We start from the raw sequence: 17,523 nt of genomic DNA, 5'->3' as shown, positions 1-17,523 counted from the left end.
GGCTGGGCTCTCTGCTTGCGGGGGGGCAGGGTGGTCGGAAGGTGTCAGCCCTTGACGGCCCCCGTGAGCATCCCCTTCTTGAAGTGGCGCTGGACGAAGGGCGAGAGCACGGCCACCGGCAGCAGCGCCATGACCATCACGGCCATCTGCACGGCGAGGCCCGACAGTTCCCCGGTCTTGATCGCCTGGCCGAGGCCGACCGGTGCCTCCTGCTTCTGCACGAGCTGGATCATGACGTTCTGCAGCGGCATCATGTCCTGGTCGTTCAGGTACAGGGAGGCGTTGAACCAGGCGCTCCAGTAGCCGACGGCGTAGAACAGCGTGATCACGGCGAGGACGGCGCGGGACAGCGGCATGACGATCCGCCACAGGATGCGGAAGTCCCCGGCGCCGTCGATGCGGGCGCTGTCGATCAGCTCCTGGGAGATGCCCATGAAGAAGCCGCGCAGGACCAGGATGTTGAAGACACTGATCGCGCTCGGCAGGATCAGCGCGAGATAGCTGTCCGTCAGCCCCAGCGACTGCACCAGCAGGTAGGTGGGGATGAGGCCGGCGCTGAAGAACATGGTGGCCAGCAGGAGCATCAGGATCCAGCGGTGGCCCAGGGAGCCGGTGCGGGACAGGCCGTAGGCGCACAGCACGGACACCGTCATCGAGAAGAGGGTGCCGACGAGGGTGATGCCGATACTGACGAGCGCGGCGCGGGTGACCTGGCCGCCGCTGAGCAGTTCCTGGTAGGCGACGAAGGTGATGTCCTTGGGGATCATCACCAGTCCGCCGGCCTCGTCGATGGTCCTGCGCGAGGACAGGCTGGTGACGATGACGATCCACAGCGGGAAGACGATCGCCAGACAGGCCAGGCCCAGCACCAGGCCCTTGCCGGCGACGCCGGCCGTGCTGGGCTTCTCCTCCCACACCGGCCGGGGCGGGGCCGCCCAGCGGCCCGGCTTCCGCGAAGGCTGCCGGACGTCCTTGTCGATGACGGCGGTCACTTCTTGTACACCCCCTGCTCGCCCATCAGATGGGCCACCTTGTTCGCGGCGAGGACCAGGCCCAGGCTGATGACGCCCTTGACGAGGCCGGCGGCGGCCGCGTAGCCGAAGTCCTGGTTGCGCACGCCGTTCCACCACACGAAGGTGTCGAGGACCTCGGCCGCGCCGGGTCCGACGTAGTCCCGTTGCAGCAGGATCTGCTCGAAGCCGACGGTGAGGGCGTCACCGACGCGCAGCACCAGCAGCAGGGCTATCACCGGGCGCAGCGCCGGCAGGGTGACGTGCCACATGCGGCGCCGGCGGCCCGCGCCGTCCATCGCGGCGGCCTCGTACAGGTCGGGGTTGACCGAGGCGAGCGCGGCGAGGAAGACGATGATCCCCCAGCCGGCGTCCTTCCACACGCTCTGCGCGGTGATCAGGAAGGCGAAGGTGTCCGGGTTGGTCATGATGTCCAGACCGTCGTACCCGTTCTCCCGCAACAGCTGGGAGAGGATGCCGGCGCCGCCGAAGAGCTGCTGGAAGACGGCGACGACCAGCACCCAGGAGAAGAAGTGCGGCAGGTACAGGATCGCCTGCGACACGGCCCGCACCCGGGGCCTGACCACGCTGTTGATGAGCAGCGCGAGCAGGATCGGGACCGGGAAGTAGAGGACGAGCTGGAGGACGAAGAGGACCAGGGTGTTCTGGACCGCGTTCCAGAAGGCCGAGTCCTCGAAGATCCGCTGGAAGTTCTCCAGGCCGACCCAGGGGCTGTTCAGGATGGAGACGATCCCGTTGTCACTGAGGTAGGGGTCGTACTCCTGGAAGGCGACGACATTGCCCAGGATCGGCAGGTAGTTGAAGAGCAGGACCAGCAGCACGGCGGGCAGCGTCATCAGCAGCAGCATGCGGTCGCGTCTGAGTCTGAGCCCGAGCTTCAGCTTCCCGGACGGCGGTTTCCTCCTCCGGGGGCCGGTGGCGCCGTCGGACGCCACCGGGGTCTTCTCCGTCGTATCGGCCTCGGCCCTGCTCCGAGGCACCGTGCTGTGCGACACGGCCGTTCTCCTCGCCTCGTCCGCGCCGGTCAGCTCGCCGCCGAGCCGTTCTCGTCGAGCAGCTTCTGGTACCAGTCGCGGAGCTTGTCGCCGCCCTTGCTGCGCCACTCGGAGACGGCCTGCTGGACGTCGCTCATCTTCTTGCGGCCGCGGACGAAGTCGTCCTCGAGCTGCTCGAAGTCGTTGGAGAGGTTGGTGTAGCGGGCGGGCTCGGTGATCTGCATGCCGTAGAACGCGGACTTCCTGGTGAAGGCGCCCATCCGCTGCTGCCACTCGACCTGGCCCTTGCCGACCTCGGGGAAGTCGGGGTGGGCCATGGTCGCGGCGGGGCTCGCGATCATCACGTAGGCGTTCATCACGTCGATGTTGCCCTGGTCGGTCTTGGTGGGGACGCCGTCCTTGACCGTGTAGTGGGTGCCCTCCACGCCGTAGTTGGTCGCCATGTACTCCTTGGTGCCGTACGGCGCCGCGGTGACGTTGGCGACGGCCAGCACGTCGCGGATCACCGACTCCGACGCCTTCTTGTTGACGAAGGCGAAGATGCTCGCCGGGTTCTTGGCCCACAGCGTCGGGGCGCCGCCGTCGTGGCCGAAGATGTCCATGCCCCAGATCTTGAATGCGGGGTTCTGCGCGGCCTGTTCGGCGGTGCGGCTCCACCACTGCGAGATGTCCTGGTTGTAGACGAGGAACTCGCCGGCGGCGAACTTGGGCCCGGGGTCCTGGGCGCTGCTCTTGCCCAGTTCGGCGTCCGGGTGGACGACACCGGCGGCGAACAGCTTCCGGGTCCACTCCAGCGCCTCGAGGTACTCGTCGGTCTCGATGCGGTAGACCAGCTTGCCGTCGACCTCGTTCCAGCCGAGGGACTTCTCCTCGCCGGAGAGCACACCGAAGGAGTAGAAGGCGGTCCACTTCATGTCCAGGCAGGCCCAGCGCCTGGCCTTGGCGTTGGTGGCCTCCTTGGCCAGCGCCAGGAACTCGTCGGCGGAGGTGGGGACTTCGTACCCCTCCTTCTCGAAGATGTCCTGGCGGTAGAGGGGCACGTTGTTGGGCACGTACGAGGACGGCATCGGCAGGCCGCGCAGCTTGCCGCCGAAGATGCACCGCTGCCAGGCGTCGGTGGGGATCGCGGCGAGGTTGGGGAAGTCCTTGACCGCGTCACCGGAGAGGTACGGGCCGAGGTCGGCGAACTTGCCGATGATGGCGCTGGGTATCTTGCCGGTCATGTTCCAGCCGGGCACGACCACCACGTCGGGCACCTCGCTGGAGGCGAGCACCGCGCCCAGCTTCTGGTCGTAGGTGTTGCCGTCCTGGTTCTGCCAGGCCACGTCGACGCCGATGAGGTCGTTCATCGCCTTGTAGTACGCGTTGCCGTCCTTCGGCGGGGACCCCCAGAACGGCGACATGACGGTGACCCGGCCGCCCTTGCCGAGCTTCTCGGGCACCGACGTCTTCAGGTCCGCGAGGTCCAGCTTGCTGGTGAACCCGACCGCGGAACCGTTCTTGCTCGGGATGTCGGGGGCGACCACGTTGCTGGCCACGTACGCCGGCAGCAGCTTCTTCGCGTCCTTGGCGGACGTGGTGCCGTCGCGCGAGCCGCCGTCGGATCCGCCGCAGGCGGAGAGCAGCGGCATGCCTCCGGCCACCGCTGCGGTGGCGACCGCCGTGGAGGCGAGGAACTTTCTCCGGCTGGGGCCGGAGGCGGCGTTCGGCGTCATTGCGTCAACCCTTCGTGGCGCACCAGGACACCCGGCGGTGGCCGTCGGCTGCGGTGTCTCGAGTGGAACTGGCTGAGCCGAAGCGGTCGTCGGAGGTGTGCCCGGTCTCCGTCGCACCTCACGGCACGTGCGGGAGTGCGAGCCCGGCGTCGAAGCGCTTCGATGTTGCAGCGAGGTTAAGTGAACGCCTGAGGGTGCACAAGAGTCGTTGCCGGAATTCCTCGGAGGTGTGCGCGGGACGAGTCAGTGCTAACTGGCTCATTTTGCACGCCGCTTGGGGCGATAAGTCGGAGGCGGTGCCGGGCGATGTCTTGACACCCGGCCCCGCGACGACTGAGCATCGAAGCGCTTCGAAAGCGTCCGGCCGCTCCACCGCAAAGGGATCCCCACGTGACCGCATCCACGCCGCCCGCGCCTCCGTTCCGCGATCCGCGCCTGCCGTTCGCGAAGCGCGTCGACGATCTGCTGGCGCGGCTCACGCTCGACGAGAAGACCGCGTTCCTGCACCAGTTCGCGCCCGCCGTCGAGCGGCTCGGTGTCGCCGCGTTCCGCACCGGTCAGGAGGCGCTGCACGGCGTCGCCTGGATGGGTCCGGCGACCGTCTTCCCGCAGGCCGTGGGGCTCGGCGCGACCTGGAACGAGGACCTGGTGCGCCGGGTCGGCGAGGCGGTGTCCCGCGAGGCCAGGGCGATGCGCGCCCGCGACGAACGCGTCGGCCTCAACGTCTGGTCCCCGACGGTGAACCTGCTGCGCCACCCCCTGTGGGGCCGCAACGAGGAGGGCTACTCCGAGGACCCGAGGCTCACCTCCGCCATCGCCACCGCCTACACCCGCGGTCTGCGCGGCGGACATCCGACGTACTGGCGCACCGCGCCCGTCCTCAAGCACTGGCTCGCGCACAACAACGAGACCGACCGGGACACGTCCTCGGCGTCCGTCCGCCCGCGCGTCCTGCACGAGTACGACCTGCGCGCCTTCCGCGCGACGGTCGAGGCGGGCGCGGTGGCCGGGGTGATGCCGGCCTACAACCTGGTCAACGGCCGCCCCAACCACCTCTCCCCGCACCTCGGCCGGCAGCTGCGCACCTGGACCGAGGAGGATCTGCTGGTCTGCTCGGACGCGGGCGCCCCCTCCAACCTGGTCGACTCCGAGCACTACTTCGACACCCACGAGGAGGCGACGGCCGCCGCGCTGCGGGCCGGGGTCGACAGCTTCACCGACCACGGCACGGACTCCTCGCGGATCGTCGCGCGGGTCCGGGGCGCCCTGGAGCAGGGCCTGCTGACCGAGGCCGACGTCGACACGGCCGTGCGCCGCCAGCTGTCGGTCCGGTTCCGGCTGGGCGAGTTCGACCCGGAGCACGACCCGCACGCCCCCGCCACCGCCGAGGACGTCACTGCCGCCATCGACACGCCGGCCCACCAGGAGCTGGCGCGGGAGGCGGCGGAGCAGGCTGTGGTCCTGCTGAAGAACGACGGTGTGCTGCCGCTGGCCCCCGACGCCCGGATCGCCGTCGTCGGCCTGCTCGCCGACGAGTGCAAGCTCGACTGGTACAGCGGTACGCTCATCCACCGCTCCACCCCGCTGGAGGGCGTGTACGAGCGGTTCGGCGCCGAGCGCGTGAGCTTCGCGGAGGGTGTGGACCGGGTCCGGCTGAGGACCGCCGCCGGTACGTTCCTGCACGTCCTCCCGTCGGACGGTGCCGCGGACCGGGCGGCCGGCACCGAGGGCGCGCTCGACCCGGCCCTGCTGGCCGGCCGCACCGACCTGCCGCCGCTGACCACCGACGCCACCGGCACCGAACTCGCCCTCGTCGACTGGGGGGAGGGTCTGCTCACCCTGCGCGCCCCCGACGGCCGGTACCTGTCCGTCGCCGAGGACGGCTTCGTGCGCGCCTCCGCCGACCAGCCCGGCGGCTGGGTCGTGCAGGAGACCTTCCGTCTGGAACCCCACGGGGACGGACACCTCCTGCGGCACACGGGAACGGGTGGTCACGTCCGTGTCGCCGCCGACGGCGTGAAGGTTGCCGCGCCGGACGCCTCCTCCGCCGCCTCCGCCGCCGCCGACGCCCCGGAGGTCTTCGGGCTGGTCGTCACCGAGCGCGGCGAGGACGCAGTGGCGCGGGCCGCCGCCGGGGCGGACGTGGTCGTGGTGGTGGCGGGCAACGACCCGCACATCAACGGGCGGGAGACCGAGGACCGTACGACGCTGCGGCTCCCCGCCCACCAGGAGCGGCTGCTGCGCGCGGCCCGCGCCGCCAACCCGGCGACGGTGCTGGCGCTGACCTCCGCCTACCCGTACGCGCTGGACGCGGAGGCGCTCCCCGCGGTGCTGTGGACCGCGCACGGCGGCCAGGCGGCCGGCACCGCGCTGGCCCGGGTGCTGGCCGGAGACGTCTCCCCGGCCGGGCGGCTGCCGCAGACCTGGTACGCGGACGACGCCGACCTGCCCGGTCTCCTCGACTACGACGTGATCGGCAGCCGCCAGACCTACCTGTACTTCGAGGGCACCCCGCTGTTCCCCTTCGGGCACGGCCTGTCGTACGCCTCCTTCGCGTACGCGGACCTGTCGGCGCGGGCGGAGGCCGGGCGGGTGTCCGTGTCCTTCACCGTCACCAACACCGGGGACGTCACCGCCGACGAGGTGCCCCAGCTCTACGTCCGCGCCGAGGACCCGTCGGTCCCCCGCCCGCGCCGCGAGCTGCTGGCCCACCGCCGGATCACCCTCGCCCCGGGCGCGACGGCGGACGTGTCCTTCGACGTCCCGTCGTCCGCGCTCGCGTTCTGGGACGTGGCGCTGGACCGGTGGCGGCTGGAGCCGGGACCGTACGCCCTGCTGGTGGGCGCCTCCTGCGAGGACGTGCGCCTCTCGGCGACCGTGACCCTGGACGGCGAGCCCACCGCGCCGCGCCCGGTGCGCGAACGGGGGCTGGCGGCGGCCGGCTTCGACGAGCAGAGCGGCACGGAGATCGTCGACCTGACGAAGACCGCGGGCGACGCGGTCACGCCCGTGGCCGGACGCACGGGCGAACTGCTCTACCGGGCCTGCGACTTCGGCGCCGGGGTCGACGGGGTGACCGTGAGCGTGGCGGGCGAGGGCACCGTGGAGATCGCCCTCGACGGCGGCCCGGCACCGGTGGTGCTGTCCGCGGACACTCCCGCCTCGGGCCCGTACGCCTACACGGAGCTGCGCTCCGCGCTGGCCGCCGCGGGCGTGCACGACCTCCGCATCGGACTGCGCGGCTCTCTGCGGCTCGCGCACGTCGGCTTCTCCGGTCGAGGGTCCGGAGCAGGCCGGCACGAGGGGGCCGGGCACCGGCACTGACCGGCGCCCTGCCCCGACTCGTCATCCGGGACCCCGGATCGGCCCGCGGCGGACGGGCGACGGCCCGAGCCCCCGCACAGTGGGCTCGGGCCGTCGGGCCGCTCGGGGTGGGTCAGAGGGCGAGGCCCGTCAGGACCAGCACCCGCTCGTAGGTGTAGTCGTCCATCGCGAACTTCACGCCCTCGCGGCCCACGCCGGACTGCTTGGCACCGCCGTACGGCATCTGGTCCGCGCGGTAGGACGGGACGTCGCCGATGACGACGCCGCCGACCTCCAGGGCGCGGTGGGCGCGGAAGGCGGCCTGGAGGTCGTGGGTGAAGACACCCGCCTGGAGGCCGTACTTGGAGTCGTTGACCGCGTCGAACGCCTCGGCCTCGCCGTTCACCTTCTGCACGCTGAGGACGGGTCCGAAGACCTCCTCGCAGGCGAGGGTGGTGTCCGCCGGGAGGTCGGTGAGGACGGTCGGCGCGTAGGAGGCACCGTCGCGCTTGCCGCCGGTGTGCAGGGTGGCGCCGGCCTCGACGGCCTCCCGCACCCACGCCTCCACGCGCTCGGCGGCGGCCTCGCTGACCAGCGGGCCGACGTCCGTGGCGTCGTCGTTCGGGTCGCCGGTGACCTGGGCCTCGACGGCGGCGACGATGCGCGGCAGCAGCCGGTCGTGGACGGCGGCGTCGGCGATCACGCGCTGCACCGAGATGCAGGACTGGCCGCCCTGGTAGTTGGAGAAGGTCGCGATGCGGGTCGCGGCCCATTCCAGGTCCTCGTCGCTCGCCCAGTCGCCCAGGACGACGGCCGCGCCGTTGCCGCCCAGCTCCAGGGTGCAGTGCTTGCGGGGCACCGAGTCCATGATCGCGTAACCGACCGTCTCGGAGCCGGTGAAGGAGATGACCGGCAGGCGCTCGTCCTGGACGAGGGCGGGCATCTTGTCGTTGGGCACCGGCAGGATGCTCCAGGAGCCGGCGGGCAGTTCGGTCTCGGCGAGCAGCTCGCCGAGGACCAGGCCGGACAGGGGGGTGGCGGGCGCCGGCTTGAGGATGATGGGCGCGCCGGCGGCGATCGCGGGGGCGATCTTGTGCGCGCACAGGTTGAGCGGGAAGTTGAACGGCGCGATGCCGAGGACGACGCCCTTGGGGAAGCGGCGGGTGAGGGCGAGCCGCCCCTGGCCGCCGGCGTCGGTGTCCAGGCGCTGGGCCTCGCCGCCGTTGAAGCGGCGGGCCTCCTCGGCCGCGAAGCGGAAGACGGACACCGCGCGGCCCACCTCGCCGCGGGCCCACTTGATCGGCTTGCCGTTCTCGGCGGAGATCAGGCGGGCGATCTCCTCGGTGCGCTCGACCAGGCGCCGGCTGACGTGGTCCAGGGCGGCGGCGCGGACGTGGGCGGGGGTGGCGGCGAACTCGTCCCGTACGGCGTACGCGGCGGCCACGGCCTCCTCGACCTGGGCGTCGGTCGGCAGGCTCACCGTGCCCACCTGGCTGCCGTCCCAGGGGGACGTGACGTCGAAGCCGGACTCGCCGGTGGCCTGGCGGCCGGCGAGCCAGAAGGCGTGGGTGGAAGTCATGTCGAGTCCCGGCCCTTCCGCGTTGGGGTGTGTGTACGTGACGGGGGTGCGGGGTCCACCGTAGGGCGGGACGCGGTGGGGCGCGTTTGTCCGGGGTGTAGTGGTGGGGAGGGGGTGTTCGACGCTGCGGCCAGGTGGGGCACGGGGTGGGGCGGAGGGTCGGGGGCGCGGTGGGGTCTCGTCCCGGTCACCCCGTACCGTCTGGGGCCGCCGAAGCGGGCCCGCCGCGGCCCCGGACGGCCCGTCCTCACCCGCCGGACGGGCTGTTCTCCGTCGACGTCGCCTTCAGGGCCAGCCACAGCTCCATCCGTACGTCCGGGTCGTCCAGGGAGCGGCCGAGGATCTCCTCGACGCGGCGCATGCGGTAGCGCAGGGTGTGGCGGTGGACGCCGAGGTCGGCCGCGGCCGCGTCCCACTGGCCGTGGCGGGAGAGCCAGGCGCGCAGGGAGGCCACCAGGTCGCCCCGGCCGGTGGCGTCGTGGTCCCGCAGGGCGCGCAGCAGGCCGTCGGCGAAGGCGCGGACCGCGTCGTCGGCGAGGAGCGGCAGGACCGATCCGGCGGCCAGGTGCTCGTGTTCCACGCAGACCCGGCCGCGCCGCCGGGCCACCGACAGGGCCTGCTCGGCCTGCTTGTAGGCGGCGGAGGCGGCGATCGGCCCGGAGGGCGCCGACAGGCCGACGACCAGGCCCTCCTCGTCACCGCCCGCCCTCGGCTCGGGCGCCGGGCGGGCGGTCTCCAGCGCCGCGGCGTACTCGGTGCAGGCGGCGACGGCCGCGCCCCCGTCCACGGCGAGCACCACCAGGCGCTCGCCCTCGGGGACGACGAGCACCGCCTCGCCGGACCGGGCCGCCGCCGACTCCACGACCTCGGCGAGCGCGCCGAGCGGGTCGCCGTCGGTGTCGGCGGCGGCCAGCGCGGCGGCCGAGGGCTTGACCGGGGCGGCCGGCACGCGCGCGTGCGGGCCGGCGTGCGCCCGCGCGGCGGACGCGGACGCCGACTCGGCGACGACGATCCGGAAGGGCGCGTCCAGCAGACCGCCGTACAGGTCCCCGGCGACCGTGCGCGCGTGGTCCGGTTCGCCGGCCAGCAGCATGCGCAGGACGGCCTCGTCGATGCGCTGTTCGGCCTCGTGCAGGGAGCGCGAGCGCTCCGTGGTGAGGGTCAGCAGGGCGATGGCGGAGTGGACGGCGTAGCGCTCGGCGGTGCCGAGGGCGGCGGCGGTGCCGACGGCGAGGGCCGAGCGGGGGCGGCGGGAGGTGCCGAGGGAGTGGAGCTCGACCCGGTCGGCGTTCTCGGGGTGCTCGGCGCCCTCGGCGCCGCCGACGACCGAGGAGGCCGGGGCGGGGCGCTCACGCAGCCGCTGGACGTCCCCGGTGAGCCGCGCGGCCCTGCGCCCCGCCCACTCGGGAGCCGCGGCGACCACGGCGCCCGAGGCGTCGTACAGCGCCGCCCAGCCGTCGACCTGCGTGGCGAGCGCGGCCAGCAGCCCTTCGGGTCCACCGGACAGGGCCTGCCTGGTCAGCTCTCGCTGGGCCGCGAAGCCCGCGGTGACCGCCCGGTACTGGTCGGCGGCGATCGCGGCGGACACGGCCTTGCTGATGGCGAGGAACGGGGTGCGGCGCGGCACCTCCAGCAGCGGCAGCCCCTCCTGCCGGGCCGCCTCGACCAGCGGCTCGGGGATGTCGTCGTAGTTGACCCCGACGGCGAACCCGAGTCCCACCACGCCGGCGCCGGCCAGGCGCTTCACGTACCGGTGCATCACCGCGGGGTCCTCGGCGTCCAGCTTCAAGGCGGTGATCAGCAGCAGTTCGCCGCCCTCCATGTAGGGCACGGGGTCGGCGAGTTCGCTGACGTGTGCCCAGCGCACCGGCACGTCGAGGCGGTCCTCCCCCGCGCGCACGGTCAGCTTGAGCGCGGAGTGGTGGACGAGCGAGGCGAGCGTGGGGGGCATGGGGCCTGGGCCTTCGGATCTGCGTGCGGTGCGGAAGGTACCTGCGGCGTGAGACAACCGTGATCTTTTGGCCGCCACGTATGAACGACCTGTGTCGATTCTGCCTCACTGTACGGTCCGAGGCGTCGGCTCCGGACAGATCATCCGCGGCGGATCACCCGCGCAGGTCCACCAGGAGCGGCGGCGCGTGCTCCCCCTTGACGGAGGTCAGCGACAGCACGGCGTGCCCCGCGGGCACGGCGTGCGCCAGCTCCGACGCGGACCAGCGCTCCCGCTCGACCTGCCGCACGGTCACCGCCCGCGCGGTGGGCGCCTTCCCGGTGATCACCCGGCGCAGCATGTGCACGGCCTTGCCCGCCGGCGTCTCGGCGATGATCTGCCGGTCGGTGACGTCCGTGGCGTCGGTCCACTCCTTGCCCCACACCGCGGCGAAGTCCTGCCCGTCCCAGGGGGTGAGGCCGGCCAGTGCCATCCGGCACCCGACGGACCCGAGCAGCGGCCCGCGCAACGGGCGCGGCACGTCGTCCAGCGTGCGCAGGGTCAGGACGACCCCGGCGCCCGCGGAGCGCAGCCGCTGAACGCCCCGCACCGCCTCGGGCGTGATCACGCCGCTCGCGTCGTCCAGCACCAGGCAGGCGAAGAGCGACCGGTCCTCGCGCACGGGGACGCTCGCCGTGAACTGGGCGAGGATCAGGCGCGCCAGGATGCGGGAGGCGTCGGCGTGCCCGCGTTCGGGCAGGTCGATGCGGACCCGTACGGGATGGTCGAGCGCCTTGAGCGAGAACGGCCGGGTCTGACCCGAGGTGTCGAAGAAGGGGGCGAAGGCGGGCCGGTCCAGCAGGGCCACCCGGTCGGCGAGCACGCCGCCCACGTCCCCGGGGTGCGCCATCTGCCGCTCGCGCGCGTCCAGCTCGCGCAGCAGGGACGCGTGCCCGGCCGCCCGCAGCCCCTCACGCAGGGCTGCCAGCGGGCCGGGCGTGCCGTCGAGCAGCTGCCGCAGCTCCGGTACGCCGGGGAAGCGCCCGTGCACCGCGTGGAAGGGGCCCAGGAGCTGGGCGAGGACCGTGGTGGAGCGGCGGGTGTCGCCGCCCGCGTGTGCGTCGGTGAGGTCCCCGACCAGGGCTTCCGCGAGCACGGCCGCGGCCTCGTCCGGGTCGGTGGTGCCGCCGTACAGGTCGAGGTCGTACACCGAGTCCGGGTGGCCGATCCGTACGACGACGTCGTAGGCGTCGGCCGGACCGAGGGGGGCGCCCGCGGCGCCGACCACGACGACGGCGGCCCGTGCGGCCAGCGCGTGCAGGCACAGCGACTCGGTGAGCGGGCGCACGACGCTGCCGGTCTTGCCGGAACCCGCCGGTCCGACGGCGAGCAGGGAGGTGCCGAGCAGGTCGGGGTCGAGGGCCAGGCCGGTGCCCCGGTAGGCGTAGGGGTTGCGGGCGTCGTCGGCGGCCGTCCCGAGCCGTACCTGTCCGGTGACCAGGTCGTGCCGGGCCTGCCGGAGGGGCAGGTCGCGGGCGCCGGAGGGGTGCGGGCAGGCGCCGGCGCCGTGGCCGAGCACCGCGCCGGTGAAGGAGGCGAGGCTGTGCCGGCCGCCGAGGACGCCCTGCCACGCGCGGCTGATGCGGGCGTGGTCGACGTCGCGCATGAGCCCCTGGCGCGCCTCGGCGGCGAGCCGCTCGGCGGCGTCGTGGGCGCCGGCCGCGCGCAGTGCGGGCCAGTCGGCGGGGTCCTCGGCGGACGGGGGCTGCGGCTCCCGCGCCTCGGGGCGCCGCAGCCGGGGCTTCACGAAACGGCGCCAGACCTCGTCCCAGCGGCCCAGCCGCCCGACCCCGACCATGATCGCGAGCACGACGAGCAGGGTGTAGCCGTCCCAGACGACGAGGTTGACGACCTGGCTGTCGCTGGTGCGCCAGGAGTCCGGGGTGAGCAGTTCCAGGGGGAGGATCCACCAGCCGCCCAGGTAGCCGTTGGCCAGGAGCGACCAGATGAGCCACCCGACGAGGAACGCGATCAGGGCGCCGGTCAGCAACTGCCTGCTGGGCATCTGCTCCGGCTCCTGCGCCGACCGGGGCCGGTGCCCGAACCGCCACACGCCGGGCAGCGCCTCGGGGCGGGGGGTCCGCAGCCACGCCACGAAGGCCGAGCCGTCCGGCAGGGGCGGGGCCCCCGGCGGCGCCGGGGGGCGCGGCGGCACCGACGGCACCTCGGGAGGCCCCGCCGGACGCGGCACAGGATTCGCATGCGTACCCCGCGCGTCCCGCATCCCGTCGCTGTCCATCGCCCTTGCCCCCTGACCAGCCGCTCCGTCCACCATCAGCGAGCCAATCTAACGCCCTCCCAGGGGGAGTTCACCGCTTACGCGGCCGGGCCCGTGCGGACGTGTCCGGATGCCGCCGCGCGGACCACCTGTCCACCACGGACAACCGGCACTCCGGGACACGCCCCCATGGAGCATGCCCGCTCCCCCGTCCCGGTCCTAGCCTGCGGGAAAAGAAGGCAAGCGTCCGTCACCTCCGCAAGACCCAGGAGCCCCCCATGACCGCACTTCCGCAGGAGCGCCGCGTCGTCACCGCCATCCCCGGCCCGAAGTCGCAGGAGCTGCAGGCCCGGCGTGCGGCCGTGGTCGCGCAGGGTGTGGGCTCCGTCCTGCCCGTCTTCACCGCGCGCGCGGGCGGCGGCATCATCGAGGACGTCGACGGCAACCGCCTGATCGACTTCGGTTCCGGCATCGCCGTGACCTCCGTCGGCGCCTCCGCCGAGGCCGTGGTGCGCAAGGCGTCCGCGCAGCTCGCCGACTTCACCCACACCTGCTTCATGGTGACGCCGTACGAGGGCTACGTCGCCGTCGCCGAGGCGCTCGCCGAGCTGACCCCGGGCGACCACGAGAAGAAGTCGGCCCTGTTCAACAGCGGCGCCGAGGCCGTCGAGAACGCGGTGAAGATCGCCCGCGCCTACACCAAGCGCCAGGCGGTCGTCGTCTTCGACCACGGCTACCACGGCCGCACCAACCTGACGATGGCGCTGACCGCGAAGAACATGCCGTACAAGCACGGCTTCGGTCCGTTCGCGCCCGAGGTGTACCGCGTGCCGGTCGCCTACGGCTACCGCTGGCCGACCGGCCCGGAGAACGCCGGTCCGGAGGCCGCCGCCCAGGCGATCGACCAGATCAGCAAGCAGGTCGGTGCCGAGAACGTGGCCGCGATCATCATCGAGCCGGTGCTCGGCGAGGGCGGCTTCATCGAGCCGGCCAAGGGCTTCCTGCCCGCCATCAGCGAGTTCGCCCGGGACAAGGGCATCGTCTTCGTCGCCGACGAGATCCAGTCCGGCTTCTGCCGCACCGGCCAGTGGTTCGCCTGCGAGGACGAGGGCATCGTCCCGGACCTGATCACGACGGCCAAGGGCATCGCGGGCGGGCTGCCGCTCGCCGCCGTCACCGGCCGCGCCGAGATCATGGACGCCGCGCACTCCGGCGGCCTCGGCGGCACCTACGGCGGCAACCCGGTCGCCTGCGCGGGCGCGCTCGGTGCCATCGAGACGATGAAGGAGCTGGACCTCAACGCCAGGGCGAAGAACATCGAGGCGCTCATGAAGTCCCGCCTCACCGCCATGGCCGAGAAGTTCGACATCATCGGCGACGTCCGGGGCCGCGGCGCGATGATCGCCGTCGAACTGGTCAAGGACCGCGCCACCAAGGAGCCGAACCCGGAGGCCACCGCCGCGCTCGCCAAGGCCTGCCACGCCGAGGGCCTGCTGGTCCTGACCTGTGGCACCTACGGCAACGTGCTGCGCTTCCTGCCCCCGCTGGTCATCGGCGAGGACCTGCTGAACGAGGGCCTCGACATCATCGAGCAGGGCTTCGCCCGCGTCTGAGCGAGACCGCGCAGACGCGCGAGCGGGCCCCTGAGCGAGACCGCGGAGGACGCGCGAGCGGACAGGTGAGCGAGACCGCGGAGGGCGCGCCAGCGGGCAGGTGAGCGAGCGTCCGAACGCGCATCTGAGCTGCGTTTCGCACGCCTGACGGGGCGAACCGCAGAGCGTGTGAAGAACGTGTGCGAGGTGGATGGCAGGACGCCGAGGGCCCTGTCCTGAGCCCTCCCCCTGTCGTAGGTTCTACGCAGATGAGAGATACACCCCGCCCGCAGGGGACTGCGGGCGGGATCTCAGGCCGAGGCCTCCCCAGCTTCGACCTGGTCGTGCCTCGCGCACACGACCGGAATCCACGGGTTCCGGATCTCCTCACGATCGGACGGTCGCCCGCCCCACACCCCCCGGGGCGCGCGGCGTTCCGGTCAGGACGGCCGCCCCGGCACCCGGGACGGCGGTTCACCGAAGGGCCGGCACACTCCCCCCCTTGCGCCGGCCCTTCGGTGTTCCCTCGGACCGCGGGCCGGGAGCCCCCGGCCCGCACACGCCGCACGGGCGGTGGGACCAGGTGCGGGCGGGCCTGCGAAGCTGGGCGTCATGCCGGTCTCCCCGTCCCCGCGCGCTCCCCGTGCTCGTCTCTCCCGCCCCCGCGCGCTGGCCGCCCTCGTCGGCGTGCCCGTCCTCCTGTTCGCGTTGATCACCTGGCAGGTCGTCGCCGACGGCCCGCTGGTCGGCGTGGACGAACGGCTGAGCAGGACGCTCGTCCACCCCGACCGGTTCTCCGAGCTGCTGGCCGACCTCGGCAACGTGCAGGTGGCGTTGCCCGTCCTCGCCCTCGCGCTGGCGTACGCCGCGTGGCGCGGGCGGGCCGCGGGTCTGGACCGCTGGTGGCTGCCGCCCCTGGCCGGGGCCCTGGCGATGGCCCTGGTGCCGGCTGTGGTCGCCCCGCTGAAGGAGTGGACCGACCGCCCCGGGACCCCGGCCGTGCCGCCGGCCGTCGGCTACTACCCCTCCGGGCACACCGCCACCGCGGTCGTCGGGTACGGCGCGGCGACGCTGCTCGTCCTCGGGCTGCTGCGTTCGCCGGCCGTCCGCCGCGCGCTGGTCGTGCTCTGCGCGCTCCTCGTGCTCGGTGCCTCCTACGGACTGGTGCGCCGGGGCTACCACTGGCCGCTGGACGTGCTGGCCAGCTGGTGCCTGGGGGCGGTGCTGCTGGCCGGGGTCCGGCTGGTGGTCCGCCGGACCCCGCCGGGCGTCAGCCGAAGTACGCGTCGAAGTTCTTCTGGAACTCCCAGTTCGCGTACCGGTCCCAGTTGATCGACCACGTCATCAGGCCCCGCAGGGCGGGCCAGGTGCCGTGGGTCGCGTACGAGCCGCAGTCGGTCTTCTTCGTCAGGCAGTTGAGGGCCTTGGTGACCTCGGCCGGGGAGACGTGGCCGTTGCCCGCGTTGGTGGAGGCCGGCATGCCGATCGCGACCTGGTCGGGGCGCAGCGGCGGGAAGACCTGGCCGGCGTCGCCCGCGACCGGGAAGCCGGTGAGCAGCATGTCGGTCATCGCGATGTGGAAGTCGGCGCCGCCCATGGAGTGGTACTGGTTGTCGAGGCCCATGATCGGGCCCGAATTGTAGTCCTGGACGTGCAGCAGGGTCAGGTCGTCGCGCAGGGCGTGGATGACCGGCAGGTAGGCCCCGGCCCGCGGGTCCTGACCGCCCCACTTGCCCGTGCCGTAGTACTGGTGGCCGAGCTGGACGAAGAAGGTCTCCGGGGCCATCGTCAGGACGAAGTCGTCGCCGTACCTGGCCTTGAGGGTCTTCAGCGCGGAGATCAGGTGGACGATCACCGGGGTCCTCGGGTTCCGGAAGTCGGTGTCGTCGGCGTCCAGGGAGAGGGAGTGGCCCTCGAAGTCGATGTCGAGGCCGTCGAGGCCGTACTCGTCGATGATCTTCGAGACGGAGGAGACGAAGGTGTCGCGGGCCCCGGCGGTGGTGAGCCGCACCTGGCCGTTCTGGCCGCCGATGGAGATCAGCACCTTCTTGCCGCCCGCCTGCTTCGCTTTGATCGCGGCTTTGAACTCGGCGTCGCTCTCCACGTTGGGGCATTCCGCGACCGGGCAGCGCTCGAAGCGGATGTCGCCGGAGGTGACCGAGGTCGGCTCGCCGAAGGCCAGGTCGATGACGTCCCAGCTGTCGGGCACGTCGGCCATGCGCGTGTAGCCGGAGCCGTTGGCGAAGCTCGCGTGGAGGTAGCCGACCAGGGCGTGGGCCGGAAGGTCGGGTCCGCCGCCGCCCGGGCCCTCCGCGGTGGTCGCCGTGACCGTGGCCGACCGCGCGGACTCGCCCGCGTCGTTGACCGCGGCGACCTGGAAGGCGTAGGCGGTCGAGGGGCTCAGGCCGGTGAGGGTGGTGGAGGTGCCGGTGACGGTGCGGACCCGGGCGCCGTCGCGGTAGACGGCGTAGCCGGTGGCGCCCGGGACGGGTGACCAGGACAGGTCGACGCTGGAGGAGGTGACCGAGCCGGCCGTCAGACCGCCGGGCACCGCCGGGGGCTGCCCCGCCTCCCCGCCGGGGCCGGTCAGGGAGATGTCGTCGGCGTGGTAGGCGCCGGTGCCGTACCAGCCGTGGGTGTAGATCGTGACCTTCGTGGTGGTCGGGCCGGTGCGGAAGGTGGTCGTCAGCCGCTGCCAGTCGGGGGCGGACTGGGTCCAGGCGGAGACGTCGGTGGTGCCGGTGCCGCTCGCGCCGAGGTACACGTAGGCGCCGCGGACGTGGCCGGTCAGCGTGTACGGGGAGTCCGGCTTCACGGTCACCGTCTGCGCGCAGCGGGCGTGGTCGGCGCCGGCCGGGGTGGCCTTGAGGGCGGCGGTGCCGCTGCGCACGGGTGAGGTCACGGTCGCGCCCGCCGTGCAGGTCCAGCCGTCCAGGCCGGTCTCGAAACCGCCGTTCCTGGCGAGGTCCGCGTCGGCCGCACGGGCGGCCGACGAGAGCGCGGTCGTACCGGACGCGGCGAGTGCCACGGCGGTGAGCAGCGTGACGAGGGTGCGACGGGCGCGAGGTCTGGAGCGTTCCACAAGTGCCTCCGGACATGG

10 protein-coding genes are annotated in these 17,523 nt (G+C 73.0%); 3 read left to right on the top strand and 7 right to left on the bottom strand.

Annotated elements, in window-relative coordinates; genetic code table 11:
* Window positions 1–44 precede the first annotated feature (44 nt).
* The 3 genes from ACGF5T_RS24520 to ACGF5T_RS24510 are packed head-to-tail and all read right to left on the bottom strand — an operon-like array spanning window position 45 to window position 3,741.
* Window positions 45–992 carry a carbohydrate ABC transporter permease gene (locus ACGF5T_RS24520; protein WP_356612194.1) on the bottom strand — a complete coding sequence of 316 codons (948 nt, stop codon included), beginning with the start codon at window positions 990–992 and terminating at the stop codon, window positions 45–47.
* A complete protein-coding gene (locus ACGF5T_RS24515; protein WP_366768134.1) occupies window positions 989–2,026 on the bottom strand; it encodes an ABC transporter permease subunit in 1,038 nt (345 codons plus the stop codon). The genes ACGF5T_RS24520 and ACGF5T_RS24515 overlap by 4 nt, the downstream gene beginning before the upstream one ends.
* Window positions 2,027–2,055: 29 nt before the next feature.
* On the bottom strand, window positions 2,056–3,741 hold the full coding sequence (locus ACGF5T_RS24510) for an extracellular solute-binding protein (RefSeq protein ID WP_366768133.1): 1,686 nt from the start codon (window positions 3,739–3,741) through the stop codon (window positions 2,056–2,058).
* Between the two features lie 390 nt (window positions 3,742–4,131).
* Here ACGF5T_RS24510 and ACGF5T_RS24505 point away from each other — a divergent pair, with 390 nt between their 5' ends.
* Entirely contained in the window at window positions 4,132–7,065 is a 2,934-nt protein-coding gene (locus tag ACGF5T_RS24505; protein WP_366768132.1) for a glycoside hydrolase family 3 C-terminal domain-containing protein, read from the top strand.
* 112 nt (window positions 7,066–7,177) lie between these two features.
* Here the strand turns inward: ACGF5T_RS24505 and ACGF5T_RS24500 are convergent, their stop codons facing one another.
* From ACGF5T_RS24500 to ACGF5T_RS24490, 3 genes are all read right to left on the bottom strand, one after another.
* A complete protein-coding gene (locus ACGF5T_RS24500; RefSeq protein WP_356612202.1) occupies window positions 7,178–8,623 on the bottom strand; it encodes an aldehyde dehydrogenase family protein in 1,446 nt (481 codons plus the stop codon).
* A 247-nt stretch (window positions 8,624–8,870) separates the two neighbouring features.
* On the bottom strand, window positions 8,871–10,574 hold the full coding sequence (locus ACGF5T_RS24495) for a PucR family transcriptional regulator (protein ID WP_356612204.1): 1,704 nt from the start codon (window positions 10,572–10,574) through the stop codon (window positions 8,871–8,873).
* A gap of 154 nt (window positions 10,575–10,728) precedes the next feature.
* Entirely contained in the window at window positions 10,729–12,852 is a 2,124-nt protein-coding gene (locus tag ACGF5T_RS24490) for an ATP-binding protein (RefSeq protein WP_366768131.1), read from the bottom strand.
* Between the two features lie 257 nt (window positions 12,853–13,109).
* Here ACGF5T_RS24490 and gabT point away from each other — a divergent pair, with 257 nt between their 5' ends.
* Complete coding sequence (gabT, locus tag ACGF5T_RS24485) at window positions 13,110–14,444, top strand: 4-aminobutyrate--2-oxoglutarate transaminase (protein WP_356612208.1); 1,335 nt, start codon at window positions 13,110–13,112, stop codon at window positions 14,442–14,444.
* Window positions 14,445–15,035: 591 nt separating this feature from the next.
* Window positions 15,036–15,755: a phosphatase PAP2 family protein gene (locus ACGF5T_RS24480; RefSeq protein WP_356612210.1), complete on the top strand. Its 720-nt coding sequence runs from the start codon at window positions 15,036–15,038 to the stop codon at window positions 15,753–15,755.
* On the opposite strand, the gene ACGF5T_RS24475 is transcribed toward ACGF5T_RS24480, so the two are convergent.
* The gene (locus ACGF5T_RS24475; RefSeq protein WP_366768130.1) at window positions 15,694–17,505 is read right to left on the bottom strand and encodes a carbohydrate binding domain-containing protein; all 1,812 of its coding nucleotides are present in this window, start codon (window positions 17,503–17,505) and stop codon (window positions 15,694–15,696) included. The genes ACGF5T_RS24480 and ACGF5T_RS24475 overlap by 62 nt on opposite strands.
* Window positions 17,506–17,523 lie beyond the last annotated feature (18 nt).

It is taken from the genome of Streptomyces sp. NPDC047853, from assembly GCF_043204535.1.
In the GTDB taxonomy this organism is placed as follows: Bacteria; Actinomycetota; Actinomycetes; order Streptomycetales; family Streptomycetaceae; genus Streptomyces.
Note: the sequence above shows the minus strand (reverse complement) of the source record. Positions and strands in the feature narration are given on the sequence as shown.